The following is a 19,351-nucleotide window of genomic DNA, read 5'->3' on the forward strand; positions in this document are numbered from 1 at the left end:
TCACGTTTTCTCCTCGAGCGCATCGTCGGCGGTGACTTCGGGCGTGCGCTTCAGGCGCAGGCCGACCCGGACCTTCGGGCTCGCGGCGGACGCATGGCCGGACAGCGAAATGCGATCGACCGGCGTGGTCGGATCACGGAGAAAGACGTCGTGGATCTCGAGCAGTCGATCGCGCATCGCCGCGATGGTCGCGGGGCGGAACAGGTGGGTGTTGTAGATGAACTGAATGAGGTGCCTGCCGTCGCTTTCCACGATCTGGAAGGACAGGTCGAACTTGGCCGTGGTGTCCGTCTGCGAGCGGTCCGTGATGCGAAGGCCCGGCTGAGGCGCCGGCATCGAAATGTGGTTCGCTTGAATGTCGAAGATCGGGAAATGGCCCGCGGGGGTGCGGATCCGGAGGTCTTCCAGCAGGACATCGAACGGATAGGACGCGTGCTCCAGCGCTTGCGTGGAAGCTTTCGCCACACCGTCGATCACTTCTTCCACGGTCGCGGATTGCCGCACCGGCACGCGGAGCACCACGGTGTTGAGGAACACGCCGATCTGCGATTCGAGCTGTTCGCTGTCGCGCCCGGCCGACACGCTGCCGATGACGATGTCCTCACGCCCCGTGTAGCGGTGCATCAGCACGCAGAACGATGCCAGGAGCACGGCGTAGAGCGACGTATGGTGAGCGCGGGCCAGCTTCGCGAGCCCTTCCACCCGCGGGCCCGACAGTTCGACTTCGAGCGTCTGCCCGGCATGACCGGGCCGCTCGGGGCGCGGGTAGTCGGATGCCAGTTGCAGGCGGGGCAGCGGCGGCGCGAGTTGCTCGAGCCAGTACGCGCGATGCGCGGCGGCACGCGCGCCTTCCAGGCTGGCGTTGTGCCACGCGGCGTAGTCGCGGTACTGGATCGAAAGCGGCGGCAGGTCGCGTCCCGCATACAGCGCATGCAGATCGTCGGTCAGCACGCGAATCGACCACGCATCCGATATCACGTGGTGCATGTTCAGCAGCAGCAGGTGTTGCGACGGTGAGAGCCGGACCAGCTTGACGCGAAAGAGCGGTCCCGTCGCGAGATCGAATGGTTGCTCGCTTTCCGCGCGGATCAGCGCATCGATCGCTTGCGGCCCGGCATCGTCCGCGAGGTCCACCTGCTCGACGCGGAAACCGGAGGCTTCGCGGGTGAGGATGCGTTGCCGCAGATCGCCTTCGATCATCGCAAACACGGTGCGCAGGCTCTCGTGGCGATCGACCAGCGTGTCGAACGCACGCACGAGGCGCGCCGTATCGACGGCGCCGTCCAGTTGCAGCGCGCCTGCCATGTTGTACGTGGACGGATCCGCGCCGCGGCTGGCGAGCCAGATCCGCTTCTGGGCGCGAGACACCGCGTACGACGATTGCACGGCAAGGGCCGGGATGATCGCCGCGCCACCGGCGTCGTCGGCGGGCGTGGACGCCAGCTTTTGCGCGAGCGCGCGTGGCGACGGCGCATGGAAGATATCGGCGACCGCGACGTTCAGTTTCAGTTCGCGCCTGATCCGGCTGACCATCTGGATCGCCTTGAGGCTTTGGCCGCCATGCTCGAAGAAATTGTCGTCGACACCGCCCGGCTGGCGGCCGAGCACCTCGGCGAAGATGCGCAGCAGCGCCGCTTCGACTGGCGTCCGCGGTTCGACCGGCACGCCGTCGGGCACGGACGCGGCCTCCGGGAGCGGCAGCGCGGCGCGGTTGATCTTGCCGTTCGGCATGACGGGCAGGGCCGACAGCAGCATCAAGGTGTCGGGCACCATATGCGCCGGCAGTTTGTCGCGCAGTGCATCGCGCAGGCGTTTGGGCGTCCAGCCGGTGCCCGACGCGTAGCCGCACAGGGTCTTTTCCGCGTCCGGCGTGTCGCGGACGACCACGACGGCGTTGGAAATGCCGGCGAGACCGGTCAGGGCGGTTTCGATTTCCCCGAGCTCGATGCGATAGCCGCGAATCTTGACCTGGAAGTCGCGGCGTCCGAAGAAGTGGAGATTGCCGTCCGACCCGAAGCAGCCGACATCGCCGGTGCGATACAGGCGCGCGCCCGGTTCCGGACTGAACGGGTCGTCGCGGAACACCGCCCGGGTGCGCGCTTCGTCGAACAGGTAGCCGCGCCCGACGCCGGCTCCGCCGATGCAGATCTCGCCCTTGACGCCGACCGGGCAGAGGTTCATGTCGGCATCCACGACGTAGACGCGCAGGTTCTCGATGGGGCGGCCGATCGGAATCGCCGGCAGATCCGGCGCGCGCTCCATGCTGTAGTGCGCCACGGAGTCCGACGCTTCGGTCGGCCCATAGGCGTTGATGAGCCGGACCCCCGGATTCAGACGGAACCACGCTTGCGCGGTAGCGGGCTGCAGGGTTTCGCCGATGGTCAGCAGCGTGTCGAGGTGCGGGAAAGCCGGTGCCGCATGCGTTTCCAGCTCGCCGAGAAAGGTGGCCAGATAGGACGGCACGAATTGCATCGCCGTGATGCGGTCGCGTTGAAGGCTGTCGATCAGGCGCGCGGGCTCGAGGATCACGGCATCGGGATAGATCACGGTCGTACCGCCCGACACCAGCGCCGCGAAGCACTGCCAGACGGAAATATCGGAGCAGTGCGAAGCGGTCTGCGCGACCGCGCTCTGTGCGCCCAGTTCGACCCGGCGCGCCATGGCGAGCACGTGATTGAGCATGCCGCGATGCTCGACCATCGCGCCCTTCGGTTGGCCGGTCGAACCCGACGTGAAGATCACGTAGGCCAGGTCCACGGGCCGGCAACGCGGCGTCACGGGCGCCGGCGCCCCGGCGCCGTGAGGGTCGGGCAGCCGGGCGGGATCGACCAGCGGGATCGACGCCAGGGCCGGCGGCGGCACGCAGTCCGTGGCGACGATGACCGTCGGCCGGGCCAGCGTCAGGATGGTCTCGACCCGCTGGGCCGGATAGGCCGGATCGACCGGAACGTAGGCCGCGCCGCACTTCCAGATGGCCAGGATCGTTTCCAGCATCAGCGGCGAGCGCGGCATCCACACGGCGATCCGGTCGTCCGGCTGGATCGCCGCTGTCTGCAGCAGATGACCGGCGATCCGGTTGGCGCCCTCGACGAGATCCCGATAGGTGCGGACCTCCGTGCCGTGGCGGACCGCAACGCGCTCCGGATGAGCGGCGGCTGCGGCCTCGATCAGGTCGGGCAGCGTCCGGTCGGATGGAATTGGCGCGACGCTGTCGTTCCAGCCGAGCAGGATGGCGTCGCGCTCGTCCGCGGTGAGGAGCGGAATGCCGCGGTTCGGGCGATCTTCCGCATCGGCCAGGCCGGCGAGCAGCGTTTCGACATGGCGCAGCAGGCGGACGATCGTGTCGCGGTCGAACCGGCCATCGTCGTACAGCACTTGAAGCGACAGGCGCTTGCCCGGCGTCACGACCAGGGTCAGCGGGTAATTGTTCGGATCGGACACCTGGAATTCGCCGATCCGCAGCCCAGGCAGCGCATCGGCCAGCGCTTCCTCGACCGGATAGTTCTGGAAGATGAGCAGGCTTTCGAAGAGCGGCACGCCGGGCGGCAGGCCCGCGAATGTCTGAATGTCGGCCAGCGGATAGTGCGCATACTCCTCCTGCTGCGCGAGATCCATCTGCAACTGGGCGAGCCACGCGGACGTCGGGCGCGTGTCGATGCGGACCCGCACCGGCAGCGTGTTGATGAACAGCCCGACCATCTCGTCCGACACCGGCAGCGACGCCGGGCGACCGGAAACGATCGTGCCGAACACGACGTCCGCCTCGCCGCTATAGCGGCCCAGCAACTGCGCCCACGCGCCCTGGGCGAGCGTGTTGAGGGTGATGCGGCGGGTTTGCGCGAAGGCGACGAGCCGCCGCGTCTCGCTTTCGGAGAGCAGCAGCTGTTCTTCCACATAGGCGCCCGGCGCGGCCGTGCCGTCGAGTTCGGGGCGTCCCAGCACGAGCGGCGTCGCGGCCGGGAAATCCTCCAGCTTCGTCTTCCAGAAGCGTTCCGCCGCGGCGGCGTCCTGGCGCGCCAGCCAGCGCACGTAATCGGCGAAGGCGGGCGGCGCGGCGCGCTGCGGGGCGCCTTCGTCCGCCAGGTCCTGATAGGTGGCGGCCACTTCGCTCAGGAGCCGGGCGGAGCTCCACCCGTCGAGCAGGATGTGGTGATGGCTCCAATGGAAGCGCCATGCGTGATCTTCCACTCGGAACAGCGCGAGGCGCATCAGCGGCGCCCGGGTAAAGTCGAAGCCGCGTGCCCGGTCTTGCGCCACGTAGGCCGCCCAACGCCGTTCCGCCTCCTCGGCGGACGCCGCGCGCAGATCCTCGTCATGCCAGGGCAAGTCGATACGGCGATGCACGACCTGCACGGGGCTTTCGATTTCTTCCCAGTGAAACGAGGTTCGCAGGATGTCGTGGCGGTGCGCCACCGTCTCCCACGCACGGCGGAACCGTTCGACGTCGAGTGCCCCGTCGATACGGAAATCGAGGCTGCTGAAATACGCATCCGATGCCGGTTCGTACAGGCCGTGGAACAGCATGCCCTGTTGGGTCGGCGTCAGCGCGTAGACGTCGGCGATCTCGTCCGGTATGACCGAGGCCAGCGCCTGCGGCAGCGCATTCGCCGGCTGGCCCGACGCGGGCTGCGCCGATGCGGACTGGACGGCATGGTCGGCAACCAGCGCTTCGAGCGCCGCGATGTAGGCATGCGCCACGCGCCGGATGGTGTCGGCGTCGTGGCAGGCGCGGCTGAATTCCCATGCAACGTGCAGGCGGTTACCGGTCACGTAGGCGTTGACGTCGAGCAGGTGCTCGCGCAGCTGGTTCGCATTGCGGCCGTCTCCGCTCGGCTCCGCGGCCTGTTTCCAGTCGCGGGCCGCGTTCAGCATCTGATCGGTCTGACCCAAGTAGTTGAACAGCAGCCGAGGCCGCGGAACAGGGCCGTCGAGCCGGTCCCGCAGCAGACCGTAGGTGAGGCCCGCGCTCGGCACGGCGCGCAGTTGCGTCTTGATCGACGCAACCAGGCGAGCCGGGTCGTGCGAGCCGGCATCGACCGTCAGCACGACCGGGAACAGGGACGTGAACCAGCCCACCGTGCGCGAGATGTCGAGATCCGCGATCAGTTCCTCGCGCCCGTGCGCTTCGAGATCCACCAGCACGTCGGCGCATCCGCTCCAGTCGCCGACGGCACGCGCGAGCGCGGCCAGCAGCACGTCGTTGATCTGCGCGTCGTAGGCGCGGGGCGCCGCGCCCAGCAAGGCCGCGGTGGCGGATTCGCCCAGCTCGACCACGATCGTTTCGGCGGACGACACGGAATTGGCGGCAGCCGTTGCGGCGCGATCGAGCGGCAGGCCGGGCAGGGTGGCGCGCGCCAACGCCTGCCAGTGGGCGAGGTCGGCGTCGGCGGCGCCGGAGCCGGCCCAATCCGAGATGGCCCGGGTCCATGCGGTCCACGTCGCGCCGCCGCCCGCGAATTCGGGGGCCTGGCCGTGGCGCAGGCGGGTATAGGCGTCGTACACGGTTTCGAGCAGCGCGCCCCATGACACGCCGTCGATGACCAGATGATGAGCGACCAGCAGCAAGCGCAGCGATCGGCCTTCGTCGACGCGGAACAGGTCCGCGCGCACGACGGGGCCGTCCGACAGATTCAGGCTCGCATGAGCGTGCGCGACGTGCTGCGCGAGCTGATCGCGTCCGATCTCGACTACGCCGATGGGAATCTCCGGATCGTCGACGACTTCCTGGATCCAGCCGGACCCGCCCGCACGAAAGCGCAGCCGCAGCGCGTCGTGCCATTTGACCGCGTGCCGCAGCGCCTGGCGCAGCAACACCGGATCGACATCCGCCGGCACGTCGAGCAGGACCGCCTGGTTGTACTGGTTCTGGTCGTCCTTGCGCTGCGCGAAGAAGTCCTTCTGGATCGGTGTCAGCGGCAGCGGGCCGGACGACGCGACGAACTCCGCCGCGCCGAGCGTGGCGCGGGTGGCCACGGCGGCGAGTTCGGCAACCGTCGGATGCTGGAAGATGAGCCGGGTGGTGAGCTTCAGCCCTGCCTTGGCGGCCAGCGACACGATGCGCATGCTGAGAATCGAATCGCCGCCCAGCGCGAAGAAATTGTCGTGGATGCCCGGCGCCGGAATGCCCAGTGCTTCGCCCCAGAGGCGGCACAGCAGCGTCTCGGTGGGCGTGCGGGGCAAGGTCGGCGCCTGCCCCGCGGCGGACAGCCGCGCGCGGTCCAGCGGGGGCAGCGCCTTGCGGTCGATCTTGCCGTTGCCGCTCAAGGGCAGCGCGTCGAGCACCACGTAGATGCCGGGCACCATGTAGTCCGGCAGCGTGGCGGACAACGCGGCGGCAATCTCCGCGTCGCTCAGCGACGCGCCGGCGCGGAACGCAACATACGCGCACAGCGCGGCGCGGCCGGCGTCGTCGCGATAATCGAGTGCGGCCGCCTGGCGGATTTCCGGAATGGCGGCCAGCGCGTTGTCGATCTCCCCGAGTTCGATGCGGTAGCCGCGGATCTTCAGCTGATGGTCCTTGCGGCCGTGGAGCACGATCGAACCATCGGGGAGATAGCAGCCGATGTCGCGGGTGCGGTACATGCGCACACCGCTCTCCGCGCGGAACGGATCCTCGAGGAACGCTTCCCGCGTGCCGGCTTCGTTGTTGAGATAGCCGCGGCCGACGGCGACGCCGGATACGCACAGTTCGCCGGGAACCCCGATCGGGCACAGGTTCATCTGCGGGTCGACGACATAGATGCGCACGTTGCGGATCGGCTTGCCGACCGGTACGTAAGGCGTGGTCGGCGCGCACGTCATGCGGTGCTGCGCGACGTCGTCGGACGCTTCGGCCGGGCCGTACGCGTTCACCACCGCGATGTCCGCGAACACGTCGAACCACCGTTTCACCAGGGCCGGGCTGACCATCTCGCCGGTGACGAGGAGGTGCCGCAGGTGCCGCAGCAGCGCGGGCGCCTCCGACGCGTGGTCGAGTACGGCGGACAGATAGGACGGCACCAGTTCGAGGATGCTGATCCGGGCGGCTTCCAGCGTCGCGACGAACGACGCCGGGTCGCGGATGCACGCGTCGTCGACGATCACGGTCTTGCCGCCGACGAGCGGCGCCGTGAAAAATTGCCAGACCGAAATATCGAAGCAATGCGGCGCGGTTTGCGCGATCACCGACGACGCCGAGATCGAAAACTCGTCGATCTCGGCGAGCATGTGATTCAGCATGCCGGCGTGCTCGACCATCGCCCCTTTGGGCTTGCCGGTCGAACCGGACGTGTAGATCACGTAGGCGAGGCTGTCGGGTGATACGGGGCGGCCGGGATTGGTTTCGTCGCCGCCCTCGGTGACGGTATCGAGCGACACGACCGGCGCGAGCGCGGCCAGCTCGGGCGGCAGGAGGCCGTCGCAGGTAATGACGAGCGCGGCGCCGGAATCCTCGAGAATCGTGCGGATGCGGGCCGCCGGATAGTCGGGGTCGATCGGGATATAGGCGGCGCCGCACTTCCAGACCGCGAGGATCGCCTCCATCAGGCGCTCCGACCGGTGCATGCAGATTGCGACCAGCGCGTCCGGCCGCAGCTCGACGGCGGCCAGCAGGCGGTGCGCCGTGCGGTTGGCGCGGGCGTTCAGCTCGCCCGCGCTCAGGACGATATCCCGGTACTCGACCGCCGGCCGCTCGGGGTGGTCCGCCGCGGCCTGTTCCAGGCGATGCACCACGGTACGCGCGGCGTCGAACGGCACGTCGGTATCGTTGAAGGTGTCCAGCAACTGCCGGCGTTCGGCCTCGGGCAGCATCGGCAGGCGCCCGAGCAGCCGGTTCGGATCGGCCGCGAACGCGTCGAGCGTCGCGGCCACGTGGCCCAGCATCCGCTGCATGGTGTCTTCATCGAAGCGCCGCGGATCGAACGACAGCTCCAGCTTCCAGTCGTCGCGCGCCGTCACGACGAATTCGAGCGGGATGTCGGCGCGGTTGTAAAGCTGCACCTCGTCGACCGCCAGGCCATGCGCGCCATGCGTCAGCGACGCATCGAGCGGGTAATTCATGAACGTGATGTTGCTTTCGAACAGCGGGGTCGTCAGCGGCACTTCGCTGCAGCGCTGGATATCGGGAAGCGGGGTGTGCTCGAACTGCGCACGGGCGGCCACGCGCGCCTGGATCATCTTCAGCCAGGCCGCGAGCGGCTGCCGCGGATCGACCCGCACCCGCACCGGCACCGTATTGATGAACAGGCCGAGCATGGTTTCGATCCCCGGCAGGTTGACGCCCCGTCCGGACACGACGGCGCCGAACACCACGTCGGTTTCCCCGCTGTAACGCGACAGCACGAGCGCCCAGGCCGCTTGCGCGAGGGTGTTGAGGGTGACGTGATGCCGGGCCGCGAATTGCCGCAGGCGCGCGCTCAGGTCGGCCGACAGGTCGGCCTGGACTTGCGCGAGGCCCTGGCCGAAGCGATCGTTCGCGTCCGCGCGCGCTGCCGTGGGCAGCGGGGTCGGCGAGCGGAACCCTTCGAGATAGCGTGTCCAGTATTGCTGCGCGGCTTGCGGTTCGCGCTGCTGCAGCCACTGGATGTAGTCGCGATAGGGACGCACGGCGGGGAGCGCCGGCGGCACGCCACGCGTGAGCGCGCCATAGACCTGGAAGATTTCCTCGATGACGAGCGACAGGCACCAGCCGTCGGCCAGGATGTGATGGTGGCTCCAGCTGAACAGGTACGCGTCGTCGGCGACGCGCGCGAGCCGGCAGCGCACGAGCGGCGCGCGATCGAGCGCGAAGCCCTCGGCCAGATCGTTGTCGAGATGCGCGCGCCACCGCGTGCGCTGTTCGTCTTCCGGCAGGTCGCGCCAGTCGTCCTGCACCCACGGCAGCGCGGCGTGCGCATGCACGACCTGCATGGGCTTGTCGAATTCCTCCCAATGGAACGACGTGCGCATCACCGGATGCCGATCGACCAGCTGCTGCCATGCGGCATGAAACAGCGCGGGGTCGAGGCTGCCGGTGATCCGGCAACCGAGCTGGTTGAAGCTGCTTCTCGTGCCGGGCGAGTGCACGGCATGAAAGAGCATCGCCTCCTGCATCGGGGAAAGCTCGTAGATATCGGCAATGGTGGGGGATGTCACGATTTGATCCTTGAGACAAGCGCGTCCAATGCTTCCTGGCTGATGCGCGCGGCCGGAAAATCCGTCGGGCTCAGCCCGCGCGGGTCGCCGCCGCTGGCCGCGACGATCGACAGCAGACGGCTGCGGTAGCACTGCGTCAGCTGCGCGATGACGTCCGGCGCGCAGGCTTCCCGGTTGTAGTGCCAGGTCAGGCGCAAACGCCCGTCGCACACCATCCCGTCGATCTCGAAAAGATGGCCGCGCCGCGCGCGTGCGCTGTGCTCGGGGCTCTGGAAGTCGAGCACCGGCTTCCAGCCCGTGTCGTCGGTCAGCACGCGATCGATCTGGCCGAGATAGTTGAAGCGCACCGGCGCCGGCGGCTGCCGTTCCAGTGCTGCCGCGATGCCGGCGTCCTTGCCGAGGTAGCGTGCGATGCCGTAGCCGAGCCCGCGCATCGGCACCGCGCGCAACTGCTCCTTGACGTTGCGCAACGCCTCGGCCGCCACGGTGGCGTCGCCGGCATTCAGGAACACCGGATAGTGCGCGGTGAACCAGCCGATGGTGCGCGACGTATCGACACCGTCGAAGAGGTCCTCGCGGCCGTGGCCTTCGAGATCGACGACCAGCGAAGCGTTGCCGGTCCAGTCGCCGAACGCGAGCAGCAGGGCCGTCAGCAGGACTTCATTGATCTGGGTGTTGAACGCGCGCGGCACGTCCTGCAACAGCGCGAGCGTCTGCTGGGCGTCGAACTCGATGAACGTCGAGCCGGCTTCGGCGACGGTGCCGACCGGCATGTCGTCGAAGCCGGACGGTTCTTCGGCGTTCGCGTGGAGCCAATAGTCCAGTCCGTCGAGCGCGCTCGCGCCGAGTTCGGACAGACGCGTCGACCAGTCGCGCCAGGCCGTCGTCCTGGCCGGGAACTGCACCGCTTCGCCCGCCTCGATCTGGCGGCACGCCGTGTACAGGTCTTCGAACAGGATGCGCCACGAGACGCCGTCGATCACCAGGTGATGCGCCACCACGAGCAGGCGCTGCGGCTCGCCGGGACCGAACTGGAACAGATGGGCGCGCAGCAGCGGCGGCGCGGACAACGTGAAACTTTCCTGCATGCGGGTGGCGGTCGCGAGCATCTCGGCCTGCCGCATGGCGGGCGCCGCGCCGGCCAGCGACGTGACGCCGAGCGGGATCGCCAGCGGCGGCGCCGCATGCGACTGCTGCCACGCGCCGGCGACGCGCTCGAAACTCAGCCGCAGCGCGTCGTGATGCGTCGCGACAGCCGCCAGCGCGTGCTCGATCACGTCCGGCCGCAGCGACGCGGGCACCTCGATCATGGTCGACTGGTTGTAGTGGTGCGGATCCGCCACGTTTTGCGCGAAGAACCAATGCTGGATCGGCGTCAGCGGGGCGGGACCGACCACCGGCTCCTGAGGAATCCTGATGGGTGGCGCATCCACGACAACCCGGGCGAGGTCGGCGATGGTCGGATGGGCGAAAAACTGATCGGCGGTGAATCGGAGGCCGACTTGCTGGGCCAGCGACATCACCTGAATGAGCAGGATCGAGTCGCCGCCCAGTTCGAAGAAATTGTCGTGCACGCCGATCGGCTCGCGGCCCAGCACCTCGGACCAGATCGTGCCCAGGCGCGCCTCGACGTCGTTGGTCGGCGCGGCATACTCGGTTTCGCTCGCCACGGGCGCCAGTTCCAACGCGGCGAGCGCCTTGCGGTCGGGCTTGCCGTTCGGCGTCAGCGGCAGCCGTTCGAGCGTCACGATCGATCCCGGCACCATGAACTCGGGCAGGCGTTCCTTCAGGTATTCCCGCAGGCCGGCGACGCTGGCCGTCGCCGTCTCGACGCAGGCCACCAGCTGCCGATGCTGCGGCGTGTCCTCGCGCACGAACACGATCGCGTCCGCGACGTCGGCGTGCTGCCTGAGCGCCGCTTCGATTTCCCCCATTTCGATGCGATAGCCGCGAATCTTCACTTGCATGTCGCGGCGCCCGGTGACTTCCAGGTTGCCGTCAGGCAGCCAGACGCCGAGGTCGCCGGTGCGATAGAGGCGCTCGCCCGACTCGAACGGGTGGTCGACGAAAGCGGCGGCGGTCAGGTCGTCCCGGCCGACGTAGCCGCGCGCCAGCGCGATGCCGGACACGCAGATCTCCCCCGTGCAGCCCTCGGGCGCCAGTGCCCCGTGCTCGTCGAGCAGGTACAGGTGCGTATTGTGGATCGGCCGGCCGACCGGCAGACGGGCGCCGTAGGCAGTGGCCGGATCGACCACGTAGTCCGCGATGCAGACGGTGGCCTCGGTGGGGCCGTACGAGTTGTGGCACGTGCGGGTGCGGGCCAGCTCGCGGAGATCCGCCACGCGGGCGTTGTCGCCCGCGCTGATGACCCGTTTCACGGCGCCGAGCGCGTTCCAGTCGAGCGCGGCGAGATAGGCAGGCGTCGCGTTGACGGTGGTGACGCCCTGCTGCGCGATATATTCGACGAAACGCGGCACGTCCCGGATCACGGCAGGCTTCGCCAGCACCAGGCGCGCGCCCGCGAGCAGCGTGACGAAAATCTCCATGATCGAGCCGTCGAAGCCCGGGGAGTAGAACTGGACGAAGCGGTCGGCGGCATCGAAACCGAAGGCGTCCACATGGTATTGCGCCATGTTCAGGAGGCCTGCGTGTTCGAGCACGACGCCCTTGGGCACGCCCGTGGAGCCGGACGTATAGATGATGTACGCGGCGTCGTCAGGCCGGACCTCGACCTGCGCCGACGCCGATGCGGGTGCCAGCGTGTCGAGCTGAAAGTCGAGGGCGAACATCGGAATCGCCCAGAAATCGGCGAGCAGCGGCAGGTGTTCCGAGTGCGTCAGCAGCGCCTTGACCTTCGCGTCCTCGATCATGAAGCGCAGGCGCTCCTGCGGAAACTCCGGGTCGAGCGGCAGATACACCGCGCCCGCCTTGAGCGCGCCGAGCAGGCCGACGATCCAGCGCTCGGAACGGTCGGCCACCACGCCCACCACGTCGCCGCGTTCGATCGCGTATTCCGTGAGCAGGAAGCTCGCGAGCCGCGACGCCTGATCGTCCAGTTCGGCATAGGTCAGCGATGCGTCGGCGGTCGCCACGGCGATGCTGTCCGGCGCGGCCGCGACCCGTTGCGCGAACTGCGCCAGGAAGGTGCCCTGCACCGCGACGGGCGCCGCATGCGAACGAAGTCGTGCACGTTCGTCGTCGTCGAGCAGCGAGACGGTGTCGAGCGGCGCATCCAGCGTGCCGAAACCGGCCAGGACGTTGCGCAGGTGTCGCGCGACATGCTGGAGATAATGCAGCGTGAACACAGTCGGCCGGCCCGTCAGCACGATCTCGTAGCGCTCGCGATGCCGGATCTCGATCGACAGGTCGTGATCCGCCGACGCCCAGTCTTCATGAAGACCGTCGAAGCGCACGCCTACGTTGGTCGTGCGGCGCTCGCCATGCAGCTTGTGCGCCAGCGCGGCGATCGGAAAGTCCTGATACGAATAGCTGCGCTGCACCCTGTCGCGAACCTGGTTCAGATACGCGCGCACCGTGGGGCCGGGCTGGATGGCGTCGAACAGCGGGACGGGGTCGGCGGAACCGCTCGCGGGTTCGACGATCAGGTGCGGGGACTCCACGAACAGGCCGGCCGTGCCGTCGTAGCGCCCGAGGACACGGAACAGGGCCGCCAGCAGCACGACGAAAGCGCCCAACGCCTGGCCGGCAGCGAGCTTCTCCAGCACCTGCGACGCGTCGCCGTCGAGCTCGAACGTCAGTTCCGGTGCAGGGCCAGGCGGCAGCGCATAGGCTTGCCACGCCTGCTGAAGCCGGAAGTCTTCGTCGAGGCGACCGAGCGCGTCGCTCCAGAACGCCACGTGTTCCTGGTATTGCCCGCTGGTCGAGAGCGTGTTGAGATTCAGTTCTGACACAGCACGATCTCCCTCGTCGCGTACAGGATTTCGGAATCGATGCCCTTGGCCTTGCAGTGCGCGACGAACTGGGTGGACTGGATATGGCTGGGCGAGTTTTCGTCGAAGGTGTTATCGAGGAGGTAATTCAGCCACGGCTCCTGACCCATCGCGTAGACATAGGCCGCATTGAACGCGAAGTCGTCCACCAGCGCGGCGGCCTCGCCGAACTGGCAGCCCCGCGCACGGCGCGACTGATCGATGTCGCGCGGCAGCGCCTTGGGAAACAGCGGGCCACAGACCCACGACGGCGGCGCGCCCTCGGTTTCCATCCCGACGAACAGGGTGTCCGGCTTGCCGGCGAGCCGGAAGACATGCTCGTAAAGGGTGGGGTCCAGGTTGCACGAATCGGCGATGCACAGCACCGAACGCTTGCCGAAGCGGATCATGAAGCCCTGCTTGCTCTGGATCGCCAGATCGTTGTGTTCGCCCAGGAACGGAATGGCGGTGATGGCGCCGTTGGTCACCTTGATTTCCTGAGCATCCCGAACTTCCAGCACGTCGTCGAAGCCGAGCTTGCGCAACGCCAGTTGCAGTGACGGATCTTGCGGAAAACCGTCCAGGTTCCTGCCGACCACCACGGTCTTGACCTTGTGGCGAAGCTGCAGCAGCGTTTCCAACACAATGTGATCGTGATGGCTGTGCGTGATCAGCACGTAGTCGATCTGGTCCGGCAGGTCGGCGAAGGTATAGCGCGGCAGCGCGGTGTCGTAGCCGTAGCTGATCACCGGATCGATCAGGATGCTCACGCCGCGGCTCTGAATCAGCAGGCACGCGTGGCCGTAGTAACGGATGCGGATGTCGTCGCCATCGAACGAACGATCCGGTTTCGGCGCCGGCGCCTCCTCGACGAAGAACGAGCGGAACAGCGGCTCGTCCTTCTCCTCCACACGCATCAGATCGACGATTTTCGCGTAGCTGCCGGGCGTGTCGCGCATGCGGAACAGCACGTCGAGCGCGCGATCGTCGAAGGCCGTGTTGCTGAACACCGTGCGCTCGTCGCTGAGCCGGGGCGTGCTGAGAATGAATGGCCGCGGCGTGTGCTCGTCGATCGCCGACAGCGCGATGCTCTGCGCGTCGCGCACATAGAGCGGGCTCGCGTACAGCAAGCTCTCGTAGACCCGGAAGGACGGGTTGTGATTCAGGTCGTAGTAGATCTCGACATAGCCTTTCAACACCTCGGGAATCTGCGGGTAGAGCGGGTCCGACGCCATCCCCTTGGCCTGTTCCAGCAGCAGCGTGGAGAAGGCCTTGTAGGCCTTCGCCAGTTCCAGTTGCCCGGTCGCGCGCCGGGTGGTCTGCTCGATCAGCGCGCGGATTTCGTCGACGCGCTTGCCGTCCAGGTCGAGGAACGGGCCGCCGCGCATCGCCGGATCCTTGCACGCCGCCGCATGCATCATCGGCGAGGCGACATAGGACTTCATCAGCGGCAGGAACCGCTCGGCCACGTTGAGTGCGGCGGTCAACGGCGGAAGCGTGTGAAACCACGCGTACCAGCCGTTGATCAGCGGTTCGAACTGGATGTTTTGCCGCAGGTAGACCTGCGTGTTGGACGAAATGGTCAACGAAGGCTCCTTAGAATGCACTGAGTTCGACGGTGGGCTGGCGGGCTTCGGCCTGCAGCACGGGTTGTCCCAAGGTCAGGTTCCGGATGCGAACGCCCGGATTGGCCAGCACTTCGCCGATGACGGATGTCAGCTCGTTGGCAAGGCCCTGCACCAGCGCCTCGCTGAACCGCCCCGCGTGATAGACGACGCGGATCGCGAGGCCGTCGGCGCGCGGCTCGGCCAGGAACCAGAAGTCCGTCGCGGCTTCGGTGTCCGCGCCCTGCAGGTCGTGGTCCGGCAGTTCGGCGATGCGCACTTGTCCCGCGTAGCGATCGACGGCGCCTTGTCGCTGGTTCTGCAGCGTCAGCCCGATGTCGAAGAGCGGATTGCGTCCCGCGACGCGTTTGATGCGCAGGTCGTCGAGCAAGCGATCCAGCGGATACAGCGGGTGCGAGAACGCTTCGAGGGTGGTGTCCCGCACCCGGGTCAGCAGCGTATCGAAACGATCGTCGCCGGCGACGCGATCGCGCAGCGCCAGCACGTTCAGATAGGGGCCGACCTGCGACTCGAGTTCGGGAAGCTCGCGGCCCGCGACCGGCGTGCCGACGACGATGTCCTCCTGGCCGGAGCGGCGGTAGAACAGCGCCTTGATCGCGGACAGCAGCGCGATGAACAAGGTCGCACCGTGGCGTTTGCCGAGCGATTCCAGCGCCGTCGTCTCGGCGGCAGGCAGCTCGAACCGCCAGGTTTTCCAGCTGGGCTCGGCCGGCTGCTCGATGTCGCCCGGCAGTTCCAGCGCGCGCAGGCCGCCGCCCAGCCTGGTCAGCCAGTATTCCTTCATGCGTTCGCCGTCCGGCCCGGCGAGCAGGCGGTTCAGCCAGCCGGCGTAATCCTTGTACTGGATCGAGAGCGCGGGCAACGGATTGTCGCGACGCTGGACCAACGCGTCATAGATCGTCGACAGGTTGTCGAGCAGCACCTCCGTCGACCAGCCGTCGCTCACGATGTGATGCATCGTGCAGATGCAGACGTGACGGACTTCGGAGAGCCTGAGCAGCTTGACGCGGAACAGCGGGCCGGTGCCGAGATCCATCGGCGCGAGGCGTTCGCGGGCGGTGATCGACATGGCCTGGGCATCCCGGTCCTCGGCTTCCTGCAAATCGATGACCTCGACCGGGAACGCGGCTTCGCCCGGAGGCAGCACTTGCTGGACCGGCTCATTGCCGGACAGCACGAAACGCGTGCGCAAGATTTCATGACGTTCGCTCAATGCACGGAACGCCCGCACGAGCGCGTCCACGTCCAGCACCCCCTCGAACAGCAGGGACGTGGGCAGCGGCCCGCCGGCTTGCGCCCCATTCAGGCGATCCTGGACCCACAGCCGCGTCTGGGCGGGAGAGAGTGCGTAATGCGCGTGCGCCGGCAGCGGTGTCACCGGCGCGTAATCGATCGGCTGCGTATCGGCGATGCGTTTCGCGAGGCTCGCAATGGTGGGATGCGAGAACAGGCTGCGGATTTCAAGCTTCACCTGCAGATCGCGGCGGATGCGCGCGGCGACCTTCGTCGCGGAAAGCGAATTGCCGCCCAGCTCGAAGAAATTGGCGGTCGTGCTGATCCGGGCCTGGCCGAGCACTTCCTGCCAGATTGCCGTCAACTGCGCTTCGAGCGCGTTGGCGGGCGCAACGTGGTCCAGGCCGTCGCCGGGTTCGGGCAGTCTGGCGCGATCGAGCTTGCCGTTGGGCAGTTGCTCGAACGCGGGCACGACGACGAATGCGGACGGCACCATGTAATCCGGCAGCCGCTGCCGCAGGTGCCCGCGTACCGCTGCGATCAGTTCGGCTTCGGGGTGCGACGATCGCAGCCATGCGACGAGCCGCGCGCCATCGTCCGCACCGCGCAGTGCCACGACCGCGGCCTCGACCAGCGGATGCGATGCCAGCGCCACCTCGATTTCACCGGGTTCGATGCGCAGGCCGCGCAGCTTGATCTGATGGTCGATGCGGCCGAGGAATTCGATATTGCCGTCGGGCCGGTAGCGCGCGAGATCGCCGGTGCGGTAGAGGCGGGCATGCGGGTCGGCGGAGAACGGATCGGCGATGAACTTCTCGGCGCTCAGTTCGGGTTCGCCGTGGTAGCCGCGCCCGACCGGCGTGCCGCCGATCAGCAGCTCGCCCGCCACGCCGACCGGCACCGGCTGCAGCTGCGCGTCCACGATGTAGACGCGCGTATTGGCGATGGGCCGGCCGATCGGCACGATGCGGTGCGGGTCGTCGCGCCGGCATTCCCAGGCGGTCACGTCGACGGCGGCCTCGGTGGGGCCGTAGAGGTTGAACAGCCTGACGTCCAGGCGCGCGAGGCAACGCTGCTGCAGGTCGTATGGCAGCGCCTCGCCGCTGCACACGACGCGGCGCAGCGACGTGCAGTGCGCGTCGAGGTCCGGATGATCGAGAAAGGCGCGCAGCATGGACGGCACGAAATGGACCGTGGTGATCCGTTCGCGCTCGATGAGTTCGACCAGGTAGTCGGTCTCGCGCTGGCCGCCGGGCCGGGCGAACACGAGGCGCGCGCCGGCGATGAGCGGCCAGAAGAATTCCCAGACCGACACGTCGAAGCTGAACGGGGTCTTCTGCAGCACGGCATCGTCGGCGCCGAGCATGTACGCGTGTTGCATCCACAGGATGCGGTTGGTGATGGCGCGATGGGTGTTGAGCGCGCCCTTGGGCCTGCCGGTCGAACCGGAGGTGTAGATCATGTAGGCGAGGTTCTCGCCGCTCAGCGCAGGTGCGGGATTGGACGCGGGCGCGGCATCGAGGTCGAGCGTGTCGCGATCGACGACGATCACGCGGGCGTCGGTATCGGGCAGCGCGTCAAGCAGATGCTGTTGGGTAAGGAGCCAGCGCAACTGCGCGTGGTCGATCATGAAGCGCACGCGCTCGGCGGGGTATTCGGGGTCGACGGGGACGTAAGCGCCGCCGGCCTTGAGGATCGCGAGCAGCGCGACGACCATGTCGAGCGAGCGCTCCATGGCGACGCCGACGAGGACATCAGGGGCGACGCCGAGCTCGATGAGGCGGTGGGCGAGGCGATTGGCGCGCAGGTTGAGTTCGGCGTAGGTGAGCGCGACGTCGTCGTAGACGGCGGCGACGGCATCGGGCGTGCGCTCGACCTGCTGTTCGAACAACCGGTGCAGCGGTTGCGCGGCGGCGTCACCGAAATCCGTCTCGGTCCGGTTCCATTCGATGGTCAGCAGGTTCCGCTCCGCCTCGCTCGTCAGCGGCAGCCGCGCAACGGCGGCCGACGCATCGTCCGCGACACGCGTCAGCAAGGTCCGGTAGAACCCGAGGAAACGTTGCACCGTGCTCTCGTCGAACAGATCGCTGTTGTAGTCGCAGTCGATCAGGAGTGCCTGCCCCGCATCGAGGACGTTGACGTTCAGATCGAACGCGGTATGGCGGATCAGCGGCGTGACCAGGCCGACCGTCAGGCCGGGCAGTTCGGGCAGCGCCGACACGGGTTCCAGATTGAAGACGACCGACACCAGCGGGGCGGCGTTGAGATCGCGCTGCGCGCCGATTTCGCGGACCAGTTCGGCGAACGGGAAATCCTGGTGCTCGAGCGCGTCGAGCAGGTTCTGGCGGGTGCCCGCCAGGAAGCCGGCCACGGTGGCCTGCTCCGGCAGCGTGGAGCGCAACGGCAGCAGATGCGTGCAATAGCCGGCGAGGCGATCGCTGCCGGCCACGGAGCGGCCGGTCACCGGGATGCCGGTGACGATCTCCTGCTGGCCGGCGATGCGGTGCAGGAACAGATTGAAGCCCGCGAGCAGCATCATGTAGAGCGTGCAGCCGTTCTGACGGGCGGCGGTGCGCAGCGACGCGGCCTCCGCCGCGTCCAGATGCAGGGACACGCGCGCGCCGTGAAACGTCTTCACCGCGGGCCGCGGGTAATCCAGCGGAAGATTCAGCGGTTCGGTCTGGCGCGCGCATTGCGCCAGCCAGTACGCGCGATTCGCCTTCGTTTCCGGGCTGTGGCGCTGGCCGTCGAGCTGCTTCAGGTACTCGCGGAACTGCAGCGGCGCCGCGGCTGGTGCAGCCCCGGCATAAGCGCGGGCGAGATCCTCGAGCAGGATGCCGAACGTCGAGCCGTCACAGATGATGTGATGGGCCGTCATCACCAGCAGGTGACGCGTGCTGTCCAGGCGCACGAGCGCGGCGCGAAAGAGCGGACCGTTCACGAGGTCGAACGGCTGGCGGCTTTCGTGGTCGCGCCACGCGTCCTGGTTCGTGTCGATCAGCGGAACCTGCAGCTTCAGCGACGGATGCACGATCTGGCCCGACCCGTCCGGCGTCAGCGTGGTGCGCAGCGCTTCGTGCCGGTCGACGAGACCCTGCACGGCCGTGCGCATGGCGGCCTCGTCGAGCCGGCCATTCAGTTCGAGGGTGGTATTGACGTTGTAGGCCAGCGATCCTTCGGGATCGACTTCCGACAGGATCCACAGCTGACGTTGCGCTTCGCTCAGCGCGGCCACCGTGCCGTGCTTCGAGTGAGGCCGGATGAAACCGCCCCGGCGCAGGTCGGCGACACTGTCCTTCACCGCGCGGATGAACCGGTCGATATCGGCTTCCGTATGTGCGGTGGACAGGAAGCAGGTGCGCCACTCCCAGATGTAGATGCCCTTTTCGAGCATGTGATAGAAGAACAGGTCGAGGTTCTCGGTGAATTCGAAGCGGAACATCGAGCCGAACC

4 protein-coding genes (1 of these 4 only partly in view) are annotated in these 19,351 nt (G+C 67.7%); all 4 read right to left on the reverse strand.

Translation table 11 applies throughout. The features are described from left to right. Tightly spaced (each overlapping or abutting the next), the 4 genes in view from BAMB_RS32215 to BAMB_RS32230 form a layout consistent with a single transcriptional unit that may run on beyond the window. Positions 1-9,111, reverse strand: a complete 9,111-nt coding sequence (locus tag BAMB_RS32215; protein WP_082089703.1) for a non-ribosomal peptide synthetase — start codon at positions 9,109-9,111, stop codon at positions 1-3. Beyond that, the gene (locus tag BAMB_RS32220; RefSeq protein ID WP_011661344.1) at positions 9,108-13,022 is read right to left on the reverse strand and encodes a non-ribosomal peptide synthetase; all 3,915 of its coding nucleotides are present in this window, start codon (positions 13,020-13,022) and stop codon (positions 9,108-9,110) included. Before BAMB_RS32220 ends, BAMB_RS32215 begins: the two co-directional genes overlap by 4 nt. Beyond that, positions 13,010-14,647: an MBL fold metallo-hydrolase gene (locus BAMB_RS32225; protein WP_227739235.1), complete on the reverse strand. Its 1,638-nt coding sequence runs from the start codon at positions 14,645-14,647 to the stop codon at positions 13,010-13,012. The genes BAMB_RS32220 and BAMB_RS32225 overlap by 13 nt, the downstream gene beginning before the upstream one ends. After that, positions 14,637-19,351: the final stretch of a hybrid non-ribosomal peptide synthetase/type I polyketide synthase gene (locus tag BAMB_RS32230; RefSeq protein WP_011661346.1), read on the reverse strand. The gene runs 8,722 nt beyond the window's last position; only the last 4,715 of its 13,437 coding nucleotides appear in the window; its start codon lies beyond the right edge, outside the window; the stop codon is at positions 14,637-14,639. The genes BAMB_RS32225 and BAMB_RS32230 overlap by 11 nt, the downstream gene beginning before the upstream one ends.

Source organism: Burkholderia ambifaria AMMD (assembly GCF_000203915.1).
GTDB classification, from domain to species: Bacteria; Pseudomonadota; Gammaproteobacteria; order Burkholderiales; family Burkholderiaceae; genus Burkholderia; species Burkholderia ambifaria.